Raw genomic sequence first — 19,401 nt, 5'->3', positions numbered from 1 at the left:
CGGTTCCTGTCGGTTCAGCGGCGGCGGAGGATGCGGTCGACGGCGCCGCCCAGGCGCTCGCCTTCCTTTTCGATGAACTGGGCGGCGAACTGGAATTCGCGCAGCCCGGCGGTGAGGCGCGTCAGCTCCGCCACCGGGCTGACGTTGGATTCCTCGACGGCGCCCTGCACCACGGCGGGGCGTTCCACCGCCTGCGCGTCCACCCCCTGCGGGGCGCTGAACAGGCGGCTGCCTTCCGCCACCAGGCGCTGGGCATCGTCGAAGCGCACCACGCGCAGCCGGCCCAGCGGCCCGCTTTCGCTGGCGATGGTGCCGTCGCCCTTCACCTCCAGCCGGACATCGCCGGGCGGCAGCACCAGGGGCTGGCCACCCTCGCCCAGCAGGGGGTTGCCCTCGGGGTCCACCACCTGGCTGTCGGGGGAGAGGGTGAAGTGCCCGGCGCGGGTGAAGCGTTCGCCGCGCGGGGTCTGCACGGCGAAGAAGCCATCGCCGCCCAGCGCGAGGTCGAGCGGATTGCCGGTATGGCGCAGCGCGCCGGCGGACATGTCGCGCCAGGTGGCGCGGTCCAGCGTGAAGGCCAGCTGTTCGCCGCCCGCGGGCGTTTCCGCGCCGGATTGGCGTGCCAGCTGCTGGGCGAAGATGGTCTGGCTCGCCTTGAATCCCGGCGTGCCGGCATTGGCGATGTTCGCCGCCAGCACATCCGTCGCCCGTGCCTGCGAGGCCAGGCGTGACAGGACGATATAGCCAGGCGTGTCCATGCGCCGCGGTCCTTCCTGGTCGCACCGCCGGCGGTCCGGCGATGCGCGATGGGGCAGGCGGTCGGGATCCTCGCGACCACCTTGCCGGCCTTCCGGCCAGCCAGGGTCCACGGCAGTTCTTCCGCCTCGGGTCCCGATCTACGGGCCAGTTGTTGCCGGGGTCTGAAGGGGGGTCCGGCCGGGCAAGGACGCGTTAACAGCCGGGGCATAGATCGATCCTGCATTCCAGGACGGGGGCCCCATGACCGACGGCGCTGCAGCAGCGAAGGACGCATCCGCCTCCAAGGGATCGGCGAAGAAGGGCAAGGCGCGCCTCCTCATCATCGCGGGTGCCGTGGTCCTGCTGGCGGGCGGCGGCGCGGGCGCTGCCTTCTTCCTCAAGCTGCCGCCCTTCGGCGGCGGCGCCGCGCACCACGAGGAAGCGGCCGCGCCCCAGGCCGCGCCGCCCGTCTTCGTCGAGATCCCCGACATCGTCGCCAACCTGAATGCCGGCGCGCGTCGGCAATCCTTCGTCCGCCTCAAGGCGCGGCTGGAGGTGGCGCGGCGGGAGGATGCGGCGATCGCGATGGCGGCCATGCCGCGACTGCAGGACCTGTTCACCACCTATCTGCGGGAGATGCGGCCGGAGGAGCTGCGCGGCAGCATCGGCACGCAGCGGCTGCGGGAGGAGCTGCTGGCGCGCGCCAACCTGGCGACGCGGGCCGGCACCATCACCGACGTGCTCTTCGTCGAACTGATCGTGCAATGAGCGACGAGCTGCCCAAGACCGCCATGGCAGAGCCGGCGGAGGATGATTGGGGCGCCGCCCTGGCCGAGGCCGCGGAGGACGACCTGGCCGCCCATGCGGCCGCCGAGCGCATCCTGACGGAAAGCGCGCCGCTGCCGGCGGCGACGGCGGAGCCGACGCGCGTGCTCAACCAGGCCGAGATCGACAGCCTGCTCGGCTTCGGCAACGGCAATGGCGGGGATGATGGCGGCGGCAGCGGGATGGAGCGCGTCATCGCGCGCGGCCTCGTCTCCTACGAACGCCTGCCGATGCTGGAGATCGTCTTCGACCGGCTGGTGCGCATCCTCTCCACCACGCTGCGCAACTTCACCTCCGACACCGTCGAGGTCTCGATCGACGAGATCCAGTCGCTGCGCTTCGGGGACTACCTGAACTCCATCCCCCTGCCCGCCATGCTGTCCGTCTTCAAGGCGGAGGAATGGGACAATTACGGCCTCGTCGTCGTCGATTCCGCGCTGATCTACTCGGTGGTGGACGTTCTGCTGGGCGGGCGGCGCGGCACCAGCGCCATGCGGATCGAGGGCCGGCCCTACACGACGATTGAGCGCACGCTGGTGGAGCGCCTGGTCAATGTCGTGATGAACGATCTGTCGGAGGCCTTCGCGCCGCTGTCGCCCGTGCGCTTCAAGTTCGAGCGGCTGGAGGTGAACCCGCGCTTCGCGATGATCTCCCGCTCCTCCAACGCCGCCGTGCTGGTGCGGCTGCGCATCGACATGGACAGCCGGGGCGGGGAGCTGCAGCTGATGCTGCCCTACGCGACGCTGGAGCCGGTGCGCGACCTGCTGCTGCAGCAGTTCATGGGCGAGAAGTTCGGCCGCGACAGCATCTGGGAAACACATCTGGCCGAGGAGTTGCGGCAGACCGGCGTCGCGCTCGACGTCGTGCTGGATGAGCAGACCATGGCCCTTTCCGACGTGCTGCGCCTGCAGGTGGGCGACCAGATCCTGCTGAATGTCGGCCCCGGCGCGCCGGTGCGGCTGCGCTGCGGGGAGACCTCGCTGTTCGAAGGCCTGGTCGGCCGCCGCAACGACCGCCTGGCGGTCAGGATCGAGAATGTGCTGGCGCGCGACGACGCCGGCCGGGGGGCGGAGGAAGCGGCATGAGCATGGCGATGATGGAATGGCTGCTGGAGGCGGCGCTGGTGCTGGGCATCGTCGCCGCGCTGCCGGCCGCGCTGCGGCTGGAACGGGCGCTCAGCGGGCTCAACAAGGACCGCTCCGCCGTCATGGACAGCGTGCGCGGCTTCACCGAGGCGACGAAGCAGGCTGAGGCCTCCATCGTGCGGCTGCGCGCCACGGCCGACAGCGCGTCCCGCAGCGTGGCGGAGCAGGTGCAGGCGGCGACGGCGCTGCGCGACGACCTGCGCTTCCTGACGGAGCGCGCCGGCGTGGCGGCGGACCGGCTGGATAGCGGGCTGCGGGGCGGCGGCCGCGGCCCGGCGGCGGAGGCCCCGGGCGCCACCCCCGTTCCCCGCGCGCGCGCCGAGCAGGAGCTGCTGCGCGCCATCAGCCGGAGCCGCAGCGCATGAACGCCGCCAATGCCGTCCGCCTTCTCCTCGTCGTCGCGGGCTTCCTGCTCGGGCTGAAGGGCATGGCGCTGATCCGCGACTTCCCGCTGATGAGCGGCGGCGTGATCAGCCTGTCCGCCCCCGCCATGGCGGCGGATCCGCCCCCCGCCGCGCCGGCGCCCGCCCCTGCCGCACCCGCACCCGCCGCCGCGCCGAGTGCCACGGACGCCATGGCCGCGGGGCTGCGCGCACGGCGCGAGGCGCTGGAGGACCGGGAGCGCGCCATCGCGACCCGCGAAGCCCTGCTGGCCGTCGCGGAACAGCGCCTGGCCGCACGGCTGGCGGAGCTGACCGCCCTGCAGGGCCGGCTGGAACAGGCGGATGTGGATGCGCGGGAACGCGAGGAATCGCACTGGCGCACCATGGCCAAGCTGTACGAGACGATGCGCCCGCGCGAGGCCGCCGCCGTCTTCAACGAACTCGACCTGCCCGTGCTGGTGCAGGTCGTCGAACGGATGAACGACCGCAAGGCCGCCCCCGTTCTCGGCGCCATGCTGCCGGACCGCGTCCGCCAGCTGACCGTCGAACTCGCCCGCCTCCGTGCCGCTCGCCCCCCGGCCTGATGCCGGGCCGGACCACGCCGCCTGAACAGAAGGGACAGGACTGCCATGACGATCGACCGCAACATGAAGGTTCTCGTCGTCGACGACTACAAGACGATGACGCGCATCATCCGCAACCTGCTGAAGCAGATCGAGTTCAACGAGACCGACGAGGCCAGCGACGGGCATGAGGCGCTGGCCAAGCTGCGGGCCGGCAATTTCGGCCTGGTGATCAGCGACTGGAACATGCAGCCGATGACGGGGCTCGACCTGCTGAAGGAAGTGCGCGCCGATGCGCGGCTGAAGCACCTGCCCTTCATCATGGTGACGGCGGAAAGCAAGACGGAGAACGTGGTCGCCGCCAAGCAGGCGGGCGTGTCCAACTACATCGTCAAGCCCTTCAACGCGGAGACGCTGCGCGACAAGATCGAGAAGGTGCTGGTCCATGCCTGACCAGGCGCCGCCCGCCTCGATCCGGGACGACCTGGACACCACCGTCCGGTCGCTGATGTCGGAACTCGATGCGCTGAGCCGCATCATCGCCGATGCGCGGCAGGAGGTCGCCGCACTGCGGGCCGATGACACGGATGCCGCCGACATCCCCGGCGCGACGGATGAGCTTGCGGCCATCGTCTCCCACACCGCCCAGGCGACGCATGAGATCCTGGACAGCTGCGAGGCGCTGGAGACGGTCGCCGCCCGTGTCGGCGACACGGATGCCGACCTGCTGCAGCACGCGATCACGCGGATCTACGAAGCCTGTTCCTTCCAGGACATCACCGGGCAGCGCATCGCCAAGGTGGTGGCCGCGCTGCAGGCGGTGGAACGGCGGATCGCGCGGGCGCGCCAGGGCATCCCGGAACGCCTGCCCGCGATGGCCGCGGCGGCCACGCTGCTGAACGGCCCGCAGCTGCCGGGCAACGGCATCAGCCAATCCGCCATCGACGCGTTGTTCGACTGAGGGCGCGGGCGCAGCGCCGCCCGCGGCCCTGTGCCCCTTCCCGTCCAGCCGAGGTTCCGCCCGATGTCCCGCACCCGTGTCGCCGCCTGGCTCTGCGCCGGCCTCCTCGCCCTCGGCGGTCCCGTGGCGGGGCAGGATGTGCGCGGGGCGGCGCCTTCCATCCGCGTGCGCACCGGCATCCACCCCACCTTCACGCGCATCGTCTTCGACTGGCCGGAGAACGTGCCCTACAGCGTCGTGCAGAACGGGGAAACGGCGTCGCTGCAATTCGGCCGCGCCGCGCGGCTCGACACCAGCGCGCTGGCGCGGCCGCTGCGCAACCTGGCGGGGGCGGAGCCCTCGGCGGAGGGCATGGTCTTCGCGCTGCGCCCGGGCGTGCGGGTGCGGCACCTGACGGTCGGCACCTCCGTCGTGGTGGACCTGCTGGACCCGGTCGCGCCGGCCGCCGCCGCGCCGCGCGCGCCGCAGGGCGCGCCGGCCGCCGTGCAGGCCGCGGCGGAGCCGCCCCCGTCCCACCGCGCCGCCACCCAGCCCGCCGCAGCAGCGCCGGGCAAGCACGCGCTGCCGACGCCGGTCGCTGCCGCGCCGCCTGCCGCGCCGCCTGCAGCGCCGCCGGCGCCCGGACCCGCGCCGATGCCGGTGGCCGCGCCGCCGCCGGCCCCTGCGCCCGCCTCGGCAACGGCCGCGGCGCCCCCCGTCCTGGCGCCACCTGTCTCGTCGCCCGCCCCTGCCGCGCCCCCGATGGCGCAGGCCCCCGCCGCGCCGCCGCCGATCGTCGCCGCGCCGCCGGGCACGGAAGCCGCGCCCGCGCCAATCCGCCTGCCCTTCTCCGGCGCCACCGCCGCGGTGATGCGGGGCGACAGCGTGCTGCTGGTGTTCGAGGACGCGACCGCGCCCGACATCGCCCGGCTGCGCCGCATCAGCCCGCTGCTGGCGGGGGCGGAGATCGTGGAGATGCCGGGCGGCACGGCGTTGCGCCTGCCGGCGGCTTCCGGCATCAGCCGCGACGCGCAGGGCTGGCTGATCACGCCCGCCACCGGGCCCAAGCCGCGCGGCACGCCGATCGACCCCACGCGGCTCGGCAATGCGCTGTCGCTGCTGCCGGATGCGCGGCATCCGATGGCGGCGCATGCCAGCATCCCGCGCCTGCTGCACCTGCGCGACGAATCCGATGCCACGCTGCTGGCGCGCCGGCAGGACCTGCTGGCGCGCATCGCCGCGGCGCCGGCGGCCACGCGCGATTCGCTGCGCGGCGAATTGGCGGAGACGCTGCTCGCCCTCGGCCTGGCGCCGGAAGCGCAGGCGGCGCTGAAGCTCGCCACCGGGGATGATCCGCGCCGCGTGCAGCAGCCCCAGGCGCTGCTGCTCTCCGCCGCCGCCTCGCTCCTCGCCGGGCGGCTGGAGGAGGCGCGGGAGGCGCTGGCCAACCCGGCCCTGCCGGCGGAAGGGGAGGCCGCGCTGTGGCGCGGCGTGGCGGGGGTGCAGGAGGATGGGCGCATCGCCGATCCCGCTTTCCGCGCGGCGCTGCCGCTGCTGACCGCCTATCCCGCCGCGCTGCGCAACCGCCTGCTGCCGCCCATCGCCGCCGCGCTGGCCGAAGGCGGCGCGATGCGGGATGCGGCGGCGCTGGTGGAGGCGGGGGGCGAGGCCTCCAACCACCCGCTCTCCCGCTTCGCCTGGGCCCGCGTGCTGGAAGCGCGGGGCGAGGTCGAGCCCGCGCTGCTCGCCTATTCCAGCCTGGCCGGGAACCGCGACCGCGATGCGCGCGCACGGGCGCTCGGCCGGCTGGCGGAGCTGCGCCTGGCGACGGGGCGGATCGACGCGGCGGCGGCGGCGGAGGCGCTGGAAGCCTCCATCCCCGCCTGGCGCGGCGACCAGCGCGAATTGCAGCGGCGCCAGCGGGCGGCCGAGTTGCGGTCCCGCGCCGGCCAGCACGGCCAGGCGCTGGCGCTGATGCAGGACACCGCGGGCGCCTTCCCGGAGGCCGCGGAAGGCCTGCGCGCGGCGATGCGGGGGGCGACGCTCGGCGCGCTGGCGGATGCCGCGCTGCCGCCGCTGGAGGCCACGCGCCTGCTGGCGGAACAGCGCGCCAACCTGGTGCCGGACCCCGCGCTGGATGCCGCCGTGGCGCGCATCGCGGAACGGCTGATGGCCATGGAGCTGCCGGCCCAGGCCGCCACCCTGCTGCGGGAAGCGATGCCGGCCAGCACCGATCCCGGCGGGCTCGCCGTGCGGCTGGCGGAAGCGCGGCTGGCGGAGGGCGATGCCACGGCGGCGCTGGAGGCGCTGCGCAACAGCGGCGGCGCCGCCCTGCCCGGGGAGATCGGGCTGCGGCGCGCGCTGGCGGAGGCGAATGCGCGGCGCCAGGCCGGCGACCGCGCCGGCGCCATCGGCGTGCTGCGGGCGCTGGGCCCCGATGGCGCCGCGCCGCTGGCGGAGCTGCTGGCGGAAGCGCAGGACTGGACCGGCGCCGCCACCGCGCTGGCCGAGCACATGCGGCGCAGCATGCCCGCCGAGGGCCCGCTGGACGACGCCGCGCGGCGCGACCTGCTGCGCATGGCCGCCTTCCTGGCGCTGGGCGGGGACCAGGCGGGGCTGGATGCGCTGCGCGACCGCTACGCGCCGCGCCTGCCGCCCGGCGCCTTCACGGAAGCCTTCGCGGCGCTGGCATCCCGCAGCAGCGGCGCGCTGACCCTGCCGCGGCTGCGCGAGGAGATCGCCGGCGCCCGCGCGCTGCAGAACCAGGCGCGGACGCTGCGCTGAGCGCGGTTAACAACGCTGAATCACCCCTGGGCGAAGGTCCCGCCATGGACAGCAACCGCACCACGCCCATGGCGCTGGCCGAACGGCGCCTTCACTGGCTGGAACAGCGCCAGCGCGTGCTGGCGCAGAACATCGCCAATGCCGACACGCCGGGCTACCGGCCGCGGGACCTGACGCCCTTCGCCCAGGCCGTGAACGCGGCGCAGCAGGCCATGGCGCAGACCTCCCCCCGCCACATGGCGGGCCCGAACGGCGATGGCCGCGCGCGGCCCGACCGCGCGGCGGTGGAGACCAGCCCGGATGGCAACGGCGTCTCGCTGGACCGCGAGGCGCTGAAGGTCGCCGATACCGACCAGGCCCATGCGATGGCGCTCGCGCTCCATCGCCGCTGGGCCGGCATGTACCGCACCGCGCTCGGCCGCGGCAGCTGAAGGAACGGGACCGCATGGACCTCGACCGCGCCCTCACCATCTCCGCCGCCGGCATGGCCGCGCAATCCACGCGGCTGCGCGTGGTGGCGGAGAACCTGGCGAACCGCGACAGCACCGGGCAGACGCCGGGCGCCGATCCCTATCGCCGCCGCACCGTCACCTTCAGCAACCGCATGGACCAGACGCTGGGCGCGCCCACCGTGCAGGCATCGCGCATCGGCACGGCGCCGGGGGAATTCCCGCAGCGCTACGATCCGCAGCATCCCGCGGCGGATGAACGCGGCTACGTGAAGATGCCGAACGTCAACAGCCTCATCGAGGTCATGGACATGCGCGAGGCGCAGCGCAGCTACGGCGCCAACCTCTCCGTCATTGAAACCACGCGCGGCATGCTGATGCGCACCATCGAGGCCCTTCGCGGATGATGACCTTCTCCAGCGCCACCCCCGCGCTCAATGCCTATCGCGCCACCGCCGGGCTGGGCGGGGCGGAAGCCCCCGCCGCCGGCGCCGGCGTCGGCGATGGGTTCGAGGCCGTGCTCGGCCAGGTGATGCAGCAGGCCGTCAGCCAGGCCCGCCAGGCGGACCAGGCGACGCAGGCCGGCCTCACCGGCCAGATGGGCACGACGGAAGTCGTGATGGCCGTCGGCCGCGCCGAACTCGCGCTGCAGACCGCCGTCGCGGTGCGCGACCGCATGGTCACGGCCTACCAGGACGTGATGCGCATGGCGGTCTAGCACCGTCGCGCTTTTCCGGGACTGAACCGCAGGAGGCGGTTGATCATGGCCGATGGCGACACGATCGCACTCGCCGGCCAGCAGGCGCTGTGGACGGCGCTGCTGCTGGGCGGACCGCTGCTGGTGCTGCTGCTCGTCATCGGCATGGCGATCGCCGTGGTGCAGGCGCTGACGCAGATCCAGGAGGCATCGCTGGCCTTCGTGCCGAAGATGCTGGCGCTGGGCATCGCGCTGCTGCTTGGCGGATCGGCGGCGGCCGGCATCATGCGCGGCTTCACCACCACGCTGTTCGACCGCATCGTCGCCGTGGGCGGCGCCGGTTGACCGGCACGCCCGAACTGGCGGAGATCGCCTTCGCGGCCATGCTGCTGGTGGCGCGGCTCGGCGCCTGCGGGCTGCTGCTGCCGGGGCTGGGGGAGATGGACATCCCCGCCCCCTTCCGCCTGGCGCTGGTGCTGGCCCTGGTGCCGCTGCTGCTGCCCGGGCTGATGCCCGCCCTGCCGCCGGCGCCGGACGATATCGGCGCCTATGCGCTGCTGATGGCGGGCGAGGTCGCGATCGGCCTCTGGATCGGCATGCTGGCACGGCTGGTGGCGCTGGCGCTGGTGATGGCGGGGCAGCTCGCCGGCAGCTTCATCGGCCTGTCCAGCATCTTCGCGCCCGATCCCACGATGGGCGCGGGCAGCACGGCGCTGTCGCGCCTGATGGGCCTGGCCGCCGCGGCGCTCGCGCTCTCCTCCGGGCTCTATGCGCTGCCGTTGCGCGCGCTGGCGGAAAGCTATGCGGTGCTGCCGGCCGGCGCGGTGCTCGGCGGCGACATCGCCGCCCAGGCGATGGTGGAGGCCAGCGCCGCCAGCCTGGTGCTGGCGACAAGGCTCGCCGCGCCGCTGCTGCTGCTGGCCGTCGTGGCGCAGGCGGCGACCGGCCTGCTGGCCCGAGTCGCGCCGCAGGCGCAGGTCTTCGTGCTGGCGGCGCCGGCGCAGGTGCTCGCCGGCCTCGCCCTCTTCGCCCTGCTGCTGCCCGCGATCTTCGCGCAATGGATGGACAGCGCCCGCGCCGCCTGGTCGCTGCTGCCGGGGCTCGGCTGAGCGATGGCCGAGGAAGAGAAGGACGCCGAGGACCGGACAGAGGCCGCCACACCGCAGAAGCTGGAGAAGGCGCGGCGCGAGGGCGATGTCCCCCTCTCGCGGGAAGCGGTGCACGCCGCCTCCCTCGGCGGTGCCGCGCTCGGCCTCGCGATGATGGGGCCGGAGGCGGGGCGGGCCATGATGCAATCCGGTGCCACGCTGTTCGCCCATGCCCATCAGCTGAAGCCGCATGACGCGGCCATCGACCTGGCGCTGGCGGCCGCGCCCGCCATCCTCGGCGTCGGCGGCCTGGCCGCGGCCGGCGCGGTGGCGGCGACGCTGCTGCAGACGCAGTTCCTGGTCTCCGGCAAGGGGCTGGCGCCGCAGTTCTCGCGCCTCAATCCCATCGCGGGCTTCAAGAAGATGGTCGGCAAGCATGCGCTGGAGGAATTCGGCCGCACGCTGGTGAAGCTCGGCGCCGTGGGTGTCGCGCTCTACTGGCAGGTGGAGGATATCGCCGCCCTCGTCGCCGCGCTGGCGGAGGGGCCGGAAGCGCTGACCGACGTGATCGCGACGCGGCTCGGCAGCCTGCTGTCCGCCACCCTCGTCTCGCTCTGCGGCATCGCGGCCATCGACGTGCTCTGGGTGCGCATCCAGCACGCCCGCAAGCTGCGCATGACGCGGGAGGAGATGAAGGACGAGCACAAGGAGAGCGAGGGCGATCCGCATTTCCGCGCCCATCGCCTGGCGCAGATGCGCCGGCGCGGCCGGCGGCGGCAGGTGGCGGAGGTGGCGAATGCCACCGTGCTGGTGACGAACCCGACGCATTACGCCGTGGCGCTGGCCTATGAACGCGGCCGGGACGCCGCGCCGCGCATCATCGCCCGCGGCGTGGACGAGCTGGCGGCGAAGATGCGCGCGGCGGCCGACAAGCATGGCGTGCCGATCATCCCCAACCCGCCGCTGGCCCGCGCCCTCTACAAGCTGCCGGAGGATGCGCAGATCCCGGAGGAGCATTTCCGCGCGGTGGCGGAAATCATCGCGCTGGTCTGGCGGCTGAAGCAGCCGCGCTACTGAAGGCGGGACGCTTGGCCGCGGCGCTGCGCGGCCTCGTCCAGCGCATTCTGCTCGGCCCGCATCGCCTTGTCCCGCGCTTCCTGCGCGCGGCGGTCCAGCAGCCATTCCACCGCGCGTTCCCGCGCGCGCTGCTGGGCCAGGGCGCTGCGCGCGGCCTCCACCGCCTGGGACGCCAGCGCGGCCTCGCCGGCCGCGCGTTCCCGCGCGGCGCGCGCCAGGGGCAGCCAGGCGGCCAGGCTGTCGGCGAAATCGCCGCCGCCGGCGAGCTCCGCCTCCATCGCGCGGCGCGCCGCGGCTTCCCGCGCCGCGGCCGCGGCGGCGCCGGCCTGGCGGGCCACCAGGTCCCGCCGCGCCGCCGCCACTTCCAGCCCGCGCAGCTTCAGCAACGCCGCCAGCGGATCGCGCCGCGCCATCAGCGCATCGCCTCCGCCAGCCGCGTGAAGGCGGCATCGACGCCGATGCGCGCCTCATCCTTCCGCTGCGCCAGGAACTGCTCGATCCGCGGCGCCAGGCGCAGCGCCTCATCCACCGCCGGATCCGTGCCGGCGCGATAGGCGCCGAGCCGGACCAGGTCCGCCATTTCCGCCGCGAGCGACAGCATCGCCCGCGCACGCAGCACCACCGGGCGCTCCGCCTCCGTCAGGCAGCCCGGCACGGTGCGGGACAGGCTGCGCAGCACGTCGATGGCGGGCCAGCGCCCGCGCTCCCCGATCCTTCGGTCCAGCACCACATGGCCGTCCAGGATGCCGCGCACGGCGTCCGCCACCGGCTCGTCATGGTCGTCGCCTTCCACCAGCACGGTGAAAAGGCCGGTGATGTGGCCGCCCTGGTTCTCCAGGCAGGGGCCCGCGCGTTCCAGCAGCCGCGGCAGCTCCGCGAAGACGCCCGGCGTGTAGCCGCGCGTCGCCGGCACCTCCCCGGCCGCCAGCCCGATCTCCCGGCAGGCGAGGGCGAAGCGCGTGACGCTGTCCATCATCAGCAGGACATGCCTGCCCTCCCGCGCCAGGGATTCCGCGATGGTCATGGCGGCGAAGGCCGCTTCGCGGCGCATCGGCGCCGGCGCGTCGGAGGTGGCGCAGACGACGACGCTGCGCGCGAGCCCTTCCTCGCCCAGATCGTCCTCGATGAATTCGCGGAGTTCGCGCCCGCGCTCGCCGACCAGGCAGATCACTGCCGCGTCGCAATCCGCGCCGCGCGCCAGCATGGACATCAGCGTGGACTTGCCGACGCCGGAAGCGGCGAAGAGGCCGAGGCGCTGGCCGCGCCGCATGGTGCAGAAGCCATCCAGCGCCCGCACGCCGAGGTCGAGCCGCGGGCCGAGCCGCGCGCGCAGCGCCGCTTCCGGCGCCTTGACGCGCACGGGCAGCGCGACGGGGCCGGGCGGCAGCGGCCCCTTGCCATCCACCGGGCGACCGAGCGGATCGACCACCCGGCCGAGCCAGCCGGGGCCGGGCGAGAGCGTCGCCGTGCCCGCCAGCGCGACGGGGGCCCCGAGCCGGATGCCATCCAGCGGCGCGAAGGCGACGGCCCGCGCGCCCTTGGGCGAGATCGCCACGACCTCCGCCGCCACCTCGCCCTCCGGCGAGGCGAGCGAGAGGCGCGAGCCGATGGCGACGAAGCCGCTGAGGCCCGTGACCTCTACCGACAGCGCATCGATCGCCGCGACGGCGCCCTGGATGCGTTCGCCGGAACCCACCACGCGCAGCGCATCGGCGGCACGGCGGGCGGAGAGCGCGATGCTCATGCGCGCCGCCACACGCCACGCAGGCTGGGCACGGGCACCAGCGGCGCCTGCAGGCCGAGCAGCGTCTCCGTGGCGCCCAGGCAGATGACGCCATCCGGCGCCAGATGCGCGGCGCAGGCGGCGACCACGCGTTCCTTGGTCGGCGGGTCGAAGTAGATCAGCACGTTGCGCAGCAGCACGATGTCGAAGGTGCCGATGGTCCGCAGATCGCCCAGCAGGTTCAGCACCTCGAACCGGCAGCAGCGGCGCAGCTGTTCCGCCACGCGCCAGCCCTCGGCCTCCTGCCGGAACCAGCGCATGCGCTGCGCGGCGGAGAGGCCGCGCTCCATCTCGAAGGGCGTGTAGAGGCCGCCCCTCGCACGCTCCACCATCGCGGCGGAGAGGTCGGTGCCGAGGATGTCGAGCCGCCGCCGGCAGCCCGCCTCCTCCGCCGCCATGGCGACGGAATAGGCTTCCTGGCCGGAGGAACAGGCGGCGGACCAGATGCGGATCGGCGCGCCGGGCGGGCGCGCCGCATCCAGCTCCGGCAGCACGGCCTCCGCGATCTGGCGGATCGGCAGCACGTCGCGGAAGAAGCTCGTCTCGTTCGTCGTGGTGGCTTCCGCCATCTCCCGCAACAGGGCGGGGCCTTCCGCGGTCGGCAGGCGGCTGGCGAGTTCCGTCAGCGTGGAGAGGCCGCGCTGCTTCATCATCGGCGCCAGCCGCGCCTTCAGCAGGTAGCCCTTGTCGGCGGAGAGGGCGAGGCCGGAGATGGCGCGGATGGCGCGCGCGATCTCCGTGAATCCGGCATCGGTCATGCGGCACCTGCGAGTTCGGCGACGCGCCGGGCGAGTTCCTGGATGGGGAGCACTTCCCGCGCCGCGCCGCGTTCGACGACGGCGCCGGGCATGCCCCAGACCACGCTGCTGGCCTGGTCCTGCGCCAGCACCAGGCCGCCGGCGGCATCCACCGCCGCGGCGCCGGCGCCGCCATCGGATCCCATGCCCGTCAGCACCACGGCGGCGCCGCGCGCGCCGAAGATGGCGGCAACGCTGCGCAGCATCGGGTCAACGGCGGGGCGGCAGAAATGCTCCGGCGGGGAGGAGGCGAGCGTCACCTCCGGCCCCGGCGCCACGACCAGATGCGTGCCGCCCGGCGCCAGCAGCGCGGTGCCGGGCACCAGCGCGCCATGGTCCTTCGCCACCGCCACCGGCACGGGGCCGAGGCGGGAGAGGTGTTCCGCCAGCATGGGGATGAAGGCGTCCGGCATGTGCTGCGTCAGCAGGATGGGGATTCGCGGCCGCACGCGGAAGGCGCGGAAGATGGTGGCCAGCGCCTCCGGCCCGCCGGTGGAGGCGCCGATCGCGAGCACCGCGGGGCCGGTGCCGGGCGCGATGGGCAGGCGGCGCGCCGGCACCGCGGGGGCGGGCGCGGGCTGCGGCGGCACGCCGCGGCGGCGCAGCGCGCCATTGCCCTTGATGCGCGCCAGCAGCTCCTCCGCGAAGGTGGCGTCCTGGCCTGGCGCCGGCTTGCCGAGGCAATCGACGGCGCCGAGCCGCATGGCCTTCATCGCGACGCCGGCGCCCTGCGCGCTGAGCGAGGAGACGACCAGCACGCGCAGCCCGGGATCGGCCTGCAGCAGCAGCGGCAGGGCGGTGAGCCCGTCCATCACCGGCATCTCGAGGTCGAGCAGCGCGACATCGATGCCGCCGGCGCGCACCGCCTCCACCGCTTCCCGCCCGTTGCGGGCGCGGGAAACGACGCGGATGGCGGGATCCCCATCCAGGATGCGCACCACGGCGGCGCGTGCCACGGCGCTGTCGTCGCAGACAAGGACGCGCAGCGGCTCGATGCTCATCGACGCATGTCGCCGCCGCTGCGTGCGCCGAAGGCCAGGATGCGGTCCGCATCCAGTTCGATCAGCAGGCCGTCATCCAGGCGGTGCACGGCCACCGCATGTTCGCGCCAGGGGCCGCGCAGCGTGTGGGGCACGTCGTCGCGCGATTCCGGGTTGACCGACAGCACCTCCCCCACCCCGTCGGCCAGCAGGCTGTAGAGTTCGCCGCGCTCCTCCACCACCACGTTCATGCGGGCGGCATCGGGCGCGGCGGGCGGCAGGCCGAGGCGATCGCGGAGATCCACCGCCGTGACGATGCGGCCGCGCAGGTTCAGCAGCCCGGCGACGCCGGGCGGCGCCAGCGGCACGCGGGCGATGCGTTCGCAGCGGATCACGTCGCGGATGCGGGAGACGGGAAGGCCGCAGAGCCGGCCGCCGACCTGCAGCGTCAGCAGCAGGTCGGTTTCATGGGAAGCGGCGGCGCTCATGCGCGGTTCTCCTGCCCGATGGCGGCGGCCAGCGCGCTCAGCACGCGGTCCCGGTCGAATTTCGCGACGAAGTCGTGGAAGCCGGCGGCGCGGCCGCGCGCCACCTCCGTCGGGCCGGCGCGGCCCGTCAGCGCCACCATCGGCGTGCGCTTCCAGGGGCCGTCGCGGCGCACCTCCGCCAGCAGCTCGAACCCGTCCATGCCCGGCATCTCGATGTCGGTCAGCACGGCGTCGAACATCTGGCCCTCGGCGCGCAGCTGCAGCGCCTGCACGGCATCGGCCTTGGCGGTCACGTCATAGCCGGCCGAGGTCAGGGCGGGGACGACGATCTGGCGGAAGAAGCCGCTATCCTCCACCAGCAGCAGCTTCGGCACGGTCGCATCCGGCTTGCCGAACCAGCTCGGGTCGCCCTGGCGCAGCCAATAGGCGCAGTCCAGCACATCGGTGACGCGGCCGCAGACGATGGCGGAGCCGAGGAAGCCCGCCTGTTCGGCGGAGGGGCGCAGCGCCAGCGATTCCTCCACGACGTCCACGATCTCGTCCACCACCAGGCCGAGCTGGCGCGCGCCGTCCTGGAAGACCAGCACGGGCTGCATCGCATCCGGCGCCGGCGGCGCCCAGGCGCCGATCGGCACCAGCGGCATCAGCTGGCCGCGATACTGCGCGGCATGCTTGCCGCCCGCGATCTCGATGCTCCTGCCCGGCAGGGATTCGAGCCGCGCGATGACGCCGAGGGGCACGGCGATGGGCGTCGGCGATCCGCCGGCGCGGAACACCAGCACCTGGGTCAGGTCCTGCGTCTCCACCAGGCTGTCATCCACCACGGCGCTGCCGGCGCCGACCCCCGCCATGCGGGCGATGCCGGCGGGATCGAGGATCATGATGACGCTGCCATCGCCGAGGATGGTGTTGCCGGAGAAGCCGGCGAGGTCGCGCAGGATCGGCGCGACGGGCTTCACCACGATCTCCTCCGTGTCGAAGACGGTATCGACCAGCAGGCCGTAGCGCCCGGCATCGCCCTGCAGCACGGCGACGAAGCCGCCGACGGGCGCGCCGCCTTCCTGCGCCGCTTCCAGCCCCAGCAGCGGGCCGAGGGCGACCAGCGGCAGCAGCTGGCCGCGCAGCCGCAGCACCGGCGCCGCATCCAGCCATTCCACGGTGGCGCCGCCGCCGCCCAGGCCGACCAGTTCCACCACCGTCGCCTGCGGCACCGCGAAGCGTTCCCCGGCGGCCTGGACGACCAGGGCGGAGACGATGGCGAGCGTCAGCGGGATGCGGATGGTCAGCGTGGTGCCGCGGCCGGAGAAGGTCTGCAGATCGACCGTGCCGCCGATGCGTTCGATGTTGCTGCGCACGACATCCATGCCGACGCCGCGGCCGGAGACGGCGGTGATGGCCTCCGCCGTCGAGAAGCCGGCATGGAAGACGAAGCGGGCCACGTCCTCGTCCCGCATCGCCGCCAGCTCGGCCTCCGTCGCCAGGCCGCGCTGCAGGGCGCGGGCGCGGACGCGCGCGAGGTCGAGGCCCCGGCCGTCATCGGCGATCTCGATGACGATGCGGCCGCCTTCCTGGCGGGCGGACAGCGCGATGCGGCCGGTTTCCGGCTTGCCCGCAGCGCGGCGCGCCTCCGGCCCTTCCAGCCCGTGGTCGCAGCTGTTGCGCACGATATGCGTCAGCGGATCGCGGATCAGTTCAAGCACCTGGCGATCGAGTTCCGTGTCGCCGCCGGACATCACGAGGTCGATGCGCTTGCCGAGCTCGGTGCCGAGGTCGCGGACGATGCGCGGCAGCGGCCCCCAGGCGGCGGAGACCGGCTGCATGCGCGTCTTCATCACCCCCTCCTGCATGTCGGAGGTGATGCGCGACAGGCGCGACAGCGGCGCCGCGAAGGGGGAGGCTTCCTCCCCGCGCGCGATCTGCAGCAGCTGGTTGCGCACCAGCACCAGCTCGGAGGCCAGCGTCATCAGCTCGTCGAGCACGCCGAGGGAGACGCGGATGCTCTGCGTCGGCAGGGCGGCCGCGGGGGCGGCGGCGGCTTCGGCCGGGGCGGGCGCCGGTGCCTCCGCCACCGCGGGCGGGGGCGGCGCGGGCGCGCTGGCGACGGGCGCCGCGACCTCCACCACCGGCTCCGGCTTCTCCACCGGCGCGGCAGCGGGGGGCGCGGCGGCGGGGGGCGCGCCGCCGGTCTGCGCGGCTTCCAGCGCCGCGACCAGCGCGGCATCGTCGCCCGCGGGCTCCGCGCCCGTCTCCGCCAGGCCGGAGAGGATGGTGCGGATGGCGTCCACGGCGCCGAGCACGGCGGTGACGCCGGCGGGGCTGACGGAAGCCGCGCCATCGCGGTAGAGGCCAAGCAGGTTTTCCGCCGCATGCGCCACGGCGCCCAGGCGATGCAGGCCGAGGAAGCCGGCCGCGCCCTTCACGCTGTGGACGGTGCGGAAGATCTGGGCGAGGGTTTCCCTGTCACCGCCCTGGCGTTCCAGCGCGACGAGGGCTGTATCGAGATCCGCGAGCGCTTCGCTTGTCTCCGCGAGAAACTCGGCGAGCAGGTCTTCCATCGCACATCCAGACATGAGGGTCGGCGCCTGGATCGCAGGCAGATGATAGCGCGGTGTTAATCGCAACCCGTTCCGACCGGGGTGCGGGGACGGCGGGTTCCGTCAACACCTGGGCAATAGACGTGCATCAGTTTCCGCTCACCGCCGCTCCATGAACGAGCGGACCTGATGGTGCCGGGGATGATCCCGAAGGCGACCGTCTTCCCCCTGGTGCCATGCCCCGAAGCGAGGGCCGCTGGCACCACGCCCCCGGAAGATCCGCGGGGCGATGTCGCAAGAGGATGACAACCATGGCTGCCAACTCCGTCATGACGAACTACGGCGCGATGGTCGCGCTGCAGTCCCTCAACCGGACAGCCGACGAAATGGCGACGACGCAGAAGCGCGTCTCCACCGGCCTGCGCGTCGCCGACGCGAAGGACGATGGTGCGGCTTTCGCCGTCGCCCAGAAGGTGCGCGGCGACGTGGCCGGCGTGACCAGCGCGAACGAGCAGCTCGGCAATGCCAAGGGCCTGCTCGACACCACGCTGGCGGGCCTGACCCAGATCTCCTCCGCCCTCAAGGACGTGAAGAGCGTCATGGTCAAGCTGGCTGACGACAACGTCACCGGCGAGGACCGCCTGAACTACATGAAGCAGTACGACCAGCTCGCCAAGCAGATCGGCCAGTACGTCAACGACGCGACGTACAACGGCAAGTCCCTGCTGGGCGTCTCGGCCAATGCGGACGGTGCGACCGCCGCGGCGGGCAGCGACTTCAACGTCGTGCGCAACGAGAAGGGCGACACCTACAGCTTCAGCGGCCAGGCCTCCGGCACCTTCGACCTGACGCTGGCCGATGACGTCGATGCCGATCCGACGGATGCCGCGGCGGCCGCCGCGCTCTGGAAGACGGCGCTGTCCGGCACCAATGCCGGCGATTTCGGCGGCATCGAGGCCCAGGCGAACCTGGCGATGGCGACGTACGGCAATGACAGCCGCGCGATCGACAGCCAGATCGCCTACAACAAGGACAAGCTGGACGCGCTGTCCGGCGGCCTCGGCGCCCTGATCGACGCCGACCTGGCCAAGGAAAGCGCGCGCATGCAGTCCCTGCAGATCCGCCAGCAGCTGGGCACCCAGTCGCTGAGCACGGCCAACCAGGCGCCGCAGGCGCTCCTGAAGCTGTTCCAGTGATCTGAACGGCTATGGGCCGGGGGAGACCCCGGCCCATGACCACCCCCTTCACCGAGACCCTATCCGTTCCAGGCGCCCCGCGCGCCCTCGCCGAGGAAGAGACCGGCCATGCTGTCCGAGGCCCAAGATGTGCCGCGTGCCAACGCCGCCCTGGCCTTCCGTGCCTATGGTGCCGCCCAGTCCGGCCGGTCCCAGCGCGAGCAGGAGGCGGATGTCTTCGCCATCCTCGCCGCCCGCCTGCGCAATGCGATGCGCGACGCCTCGCCCATGGCCTCCATCCGCGCCGCGGCCGATGCGCATCGCGTCTTCGCCACCGTGGAGGGCATCGTCCTCGATCCCGTCTCGACCCTGCCGCGGGAGCTGCGGCTGACCATCGCCGCCGTGGCGCGCCGCGCGGTGAAGGAGGCGAGCGCCCCCGAGCCCGATCTCGATTTCCTGGCCTCGATCGCCGAGGATTTTGCCGCGGGCCTCGGTGCCCGCCAGAGGGCAGCCTGATGAGCGCCGCGATGACCCCCCCTTCCAACCGCAGCAGCCGCCTGGTGCTGGAATTCCGCGCCGGCGACAAGATGCTCGTCAACGGTGCCGCGCTGCAGTTCCAGACGCGCGCCTCCGTCGTGCTGTCGAACCGCGTGCGCTTCCTGTTCGGCAAGCAGATCCTGGCGCCGAACGATGCGAACACGCCGGCGCGCCGGCTCTATTTCGCCATCCAGGCCGCCTATATCTGCGAGGATGCGGAGCGCCCGCAATTCCTGGAACTCGCCCGCGGCCTGGCCGCCGACTATGCCGAGGCCAGCACCTCCGCCACCGTTAAGCGCCTGATCGAGCGCGCGATCGAGGAGCTGGAGGAGGGCAAGTGCTGGGAGGCGATGCGCCGGGTGCGGGAGCTGTTCCCGCATGACGACGCGATGCTGTCCGCACCGCCGCAGGAGTAGCC

The 19,401-nt window shown here is 73.5% G+C and carries 23 protein-coding genes; 16 read left to right on the top strand and 7 right to left on the bottom strand.

Annotated features, from left to right (window positions below; all coding sequences use genetic code 11):
• Positions 1 to 14: 14 nt before the first annotated feature.
• On the bottom strand, positions 15 to 758 hold the full coding sequence (flgF, locus tag JJI54_RS04470) for a flagellar basal-body rod protein FlgF (RefSeq protein ID WP_203071309.1): 744 nt from the start codon (positions 756 to 758) through the stop codon (positions 15 to 17).
• 241 nt (positions 759 to 999) lie between these two features.
• Between flgF and JJI54_RS04465 the strand changes: the two genes are divergently transcribed.
• The 13 genes from JJI54_RS04465 to JJI54_RS04405 all read left to right on the top strand — a co-directional run bounded on the left by JJI54_RS04465 (position 1,000) and on the right by JJI54_RS04405 (position 10,689).
• Positions 1,000 to 1,506 carry a flagellar basal body-associated FliL family protein gene (locus JJI54_RS04465; protein ID WP_203071307.1) on the top strand — a complete coding sequence of 169 codons (507 nt, stop codon included), beginning with the start codon at positions 1,000 to 1,002 and terminating at the stop codon, positions 1,504 to 1,506.
• Entirely contained in the window at positions 1,503 to 2,648 is a 1,146-nt protein-coding gene (gene fliM, locus JJI54_RS04460) for a flagellar motor switch protein FliM (RefSeq protein ID WP_203071305.1), read from the top strand. The genes JJI54_RS04465 and fliM overlap by 4 nt, the downstream gene beginning before the upstream one ends.
• The gene (locus JJI54_RS04455) at positions 2,645 to 3,073 is read left to right on the top strand and encodes a DUF6468 domain-containing protein (protein WP_203071303.1); all 429 of its coding nucleotides are present in this window, start codon (positions 2,645 to 2,647) and stop codon (positions 3,071 to 3,073) included. The genes fliM and JJI54_RS04455 overlap by 4 nt, the downstream gene beginning before the upstream one ends.
• Entirely contained in the window at positions 3,070 to 3,675 is a 606-nt protein-coding gene (locus JJI54_RS04450; RefSeq protein WP_203071301.1) for a MotE family protein, read from the top strand. The genes JJI54_RS04455 and JJI54_RS04450 overlap by 4 nt, the downstream gene beginning before the upstream one ends.
• A gap of 45 nt (positions 3,676 to 3,720) precedes the next feature.
• Positions 3,721 to 4,107 (top strand): chemotaxis response regulator CheY, encoded by a 387-nt coding sequence (locus JJI54_RS04445; RefSeq protein ID WP_092953897.1) that lies wholly within the window; start codon positions 3,721 to 3,723, stop codon positions 4,105 to 4,107.
• The gene (locus JJI54_RS04440; protein WP_203071299.1) at positions 4,100 to 4,615 is read left to right on the top strand and encodes a hypothetical protein; all 516 of its coding nucleotides are present in this window, start codon (positions 4,100 to 4,102) and stop codon (positions 4,613 to 4,615) included. The genes JJI54_RS04445 and JJI54_RS04440 overlap by 8 nt, the downstream gene beginning before the upstream one ends.
• A 63-nt stretch (positions 4,616 to 4,678) precedes the next feature.
• Complete coding sequence (locus JJI54_RS04435; RefSeq protein ID WP_203071297.1) at positions 4,679 to 7,378, top strand: hypothetical protein; 2,700 nt, start codon at positions 4,679 to 4,681, stop codon at positions 7,376 to 7,378.
• A gap of 44 nt (positions 7,379 to 7,422) precedes the next feature.
• On the top strand, positions 7,423 to 7,809 hold the full coding sequence (locus tag JJI54_RS04430; RefSeq protein ID WP_203071295.1) for a flagellar basal body rod protein FlgB: 387 nt from the start codon (positions 7,423 to 7,425) through the stop codon (positions 7,807 to 7,809).
• Positions 7,810 to 7,823: 14 nt separating this feature from the next.
• Positions 7,824 to 8,234: a flagellar basal body rod protein FlgC gene (flgC, locus tag JJI54_RS04425; RefSeq protein WP_203071293.1), complete on the top strand. Its 411-nt coding sequence runs from the start codon at positions 7,824 to 7,826 to the stop codon at positions 8,232 to 8,234.
• Positions 8,231 to 8,545, top strand: a complete 315-nt coding sequence (locus JJI54_RS04420; RefSeq protein WP_203071292.1) for a flagellar hook-basal body complex protein FliE — start codon at positions 8,231 to 8,233, stop codon at positions 8,543 to 8,545. The genes flgC and JJI54_RS04420 overlap by 4 nt, the downstream gene beginning before the upstream one ends.
• 45 nt (positions 8,546 to 8,590) lie before the next feature.
• Positions 8,591 to 8,869 (top strand): flagellar biosynthetic protein FliQ, encoded by a 279-nt coding sequence (locus JJI54_RS04415; RefSeq protein ID WP_164695638.1) that lies wholly within the window; start codon positions 8,591 to 8,593, stop codon positions 8,867 to 8,869.
• Positions 8,866 to 9,633 (top strand): flagellar biosynthetic protein FliR, encoded by a 768-nt coding sequence (locus JJI54_RS04410; protein ID WP_226381365.1) that lies wholly within the window; start codon positions 8,866 to 8,868, stop codon positions 9,631 to 9,633. Before JJI54_RS04415 ends, JJI54_RS04410 begins: the two co-directional genes overlap by 4 nt.
• A gap of 3 nt (positions 9,634 to 9,636) precedes the next feature.
• Complete coding sequence (locus JJI54_RS04405) at positions 9,637 to 10,689, top strand: EscU/YscU/HrcU family type III secretion system export apparatus switch protein (protein WP_203071290.1); 1,053 nt, start codon at positions 9,637 to 9,639, stop codon at positions 10,687 to 10,689.
• Here JJI54_RS04405 and JJI54_RS04400 read toward each other — a convergent pair.
• From JJI54_RS04400 to JJI54_RS04375, 6 genes are read right to left on the bottom strand one after another with little or no spacing between them, the layout of a single operon-like run.
• Positions 10,683 to 11,102 (bottom strand): flagellar FliJ family protein, encoded by a 420-nt coding sequence (locus JJI54_RS04400; RefSeq protein ID WP_203071288.1) that lies wholly within the window; start codon positions 11,100 to 11,102, stop codon positions 10,683 to 10,685. The genes JJI54_RS04405 and JJI54_RS04400 overlap by 7 nt on opposite strands.
• Positions 11,102 to 12,433, bottom strand: coding sequence for a FliI/YscN family ATPase (locus tag JJI54_RS04395; protein WP_203071286.1), 1,332 nt, complete (start codon positions 12,431 to 12,433; stop codon positions 11,102 to 11,104). Before JJI54_RS04395 ends, JJI54_RS04400 begins: the two co-directional genes overlap by 1 nt.
• A complete protein-coding gene (locus JJI54_RS04390) occupies positions 12,430 to 13,230 on the bottom strand; it encodes a CheR family methyltransferase (RefSeq protein ID WP_203071284.1) in 801 nt (266 codons plus the stop codon). Before JJI54_RS04390 ends, JJI54_RS04395 begins: the two co-directional genes overlap by 4 nt.
• Positions 13,227 to 14,270: a chemotaxis-specific protein-glutamate methyltransferase CheB gene (gene cheB / locus JJI54_RS04385; protein ID WP_203071282.1), complete on the bottom strand. Its 1,044-nt coding sequence runs from the start codon at positions 14,268 to 14,270 to the stop codon at positions 13,227 to 13,229. The genes JJI54_RS04390 and cheB overlap by 4 nt, the downstream gene beginning before the upstream one ends.
• Positions 14,267 to 14,737, bottom strand: a complete 471-nt coding sequence (locus JJI54_RS04380; RefSeq protein ID WP_203071280.1) for a chemotaxis protein CheW — start codon at positions 14,735 to 14,737, stop codon at positions 14,267 to 14,269. Before JJI54_RS04380 ends, cheB begins: the two co-directional genes overlap by 4 nt.
• A complete protein-coding gene (locus JJI54_RS04375) occupies positions 14,734 to 17,292 on the bottom strand; it encodes a hybrid sensor histidine kinase/response regulator (protein WP_203071279.1) in 2,559 nt (852 codons plus the stop codon). Before JJI54_RS04375 ends, JJI54_RS04380 begins: the two co-directional genes overlap by 4 nt.
• Before the next feature lie 290 nt (positions 17,293 to 17,582).
• On the opposite strand from JJI54_RS04375, the gene JJI54_RS04370 reads away from it, so the two are divergent.
• The 3 genes from JJI54_RS04370 to JJI54_RS04360 all read left to right on the top strand — a co-directional run bounded on the left by JJI54_RS04370 (position 17,583) and on the right by JJI54_RS04360 (position 19,399).
• A complete protein-coding gene (locus JJI54_RS04370; protein ID WP_203071277.1) occupies positions 17,583 to 18,467 on the top strand; it encodes a flagellin in 885 nt (294 codons plus the stop codon).
• Between the two features lie 108 nt (positions 18,468 to 18,575).
• Positions 18,576 to 18,962: a flagellar biosynthesis regulator FlaF gene (locus JJI54_RS04365; RefSeq protein WP_203071275.1), complete on the top strand. Its 387-nt coding sequence runs from the start codon at positions 18,576 to 18,578 to the stop codon at positions 18,960 to 18,962.
• An 11-nt stretch (positions 18,963 to 18,973) separates the two neighbouring features.
• Positions 18,974 to 19,399, top strand: a complete 426-nt coding sequence (locus JJI54_RS04360) for a flagellar biosynthesis repressor FlbT (protein ID WP_203071273.1) — start codon at positions 18,974 to 18,976, stop codon at positions 19,397 to 19,399.
• Positions 19,400 to 19,401 lie beyond the last annotated feature (2 nt).

The organism is Falsiroseomonas ponticola (assembly GCF_016805305.1).
GTDB lineage: Bacteria > Pseudomonadota > Alphaproteobacteria > Acetobacterales > Acetobacteraceae > Falsiroseomonas > Falsiroseomonas ponticola.
This window is presented reverse-complemented; position numbering and strand designations above follow the sequence as displayed.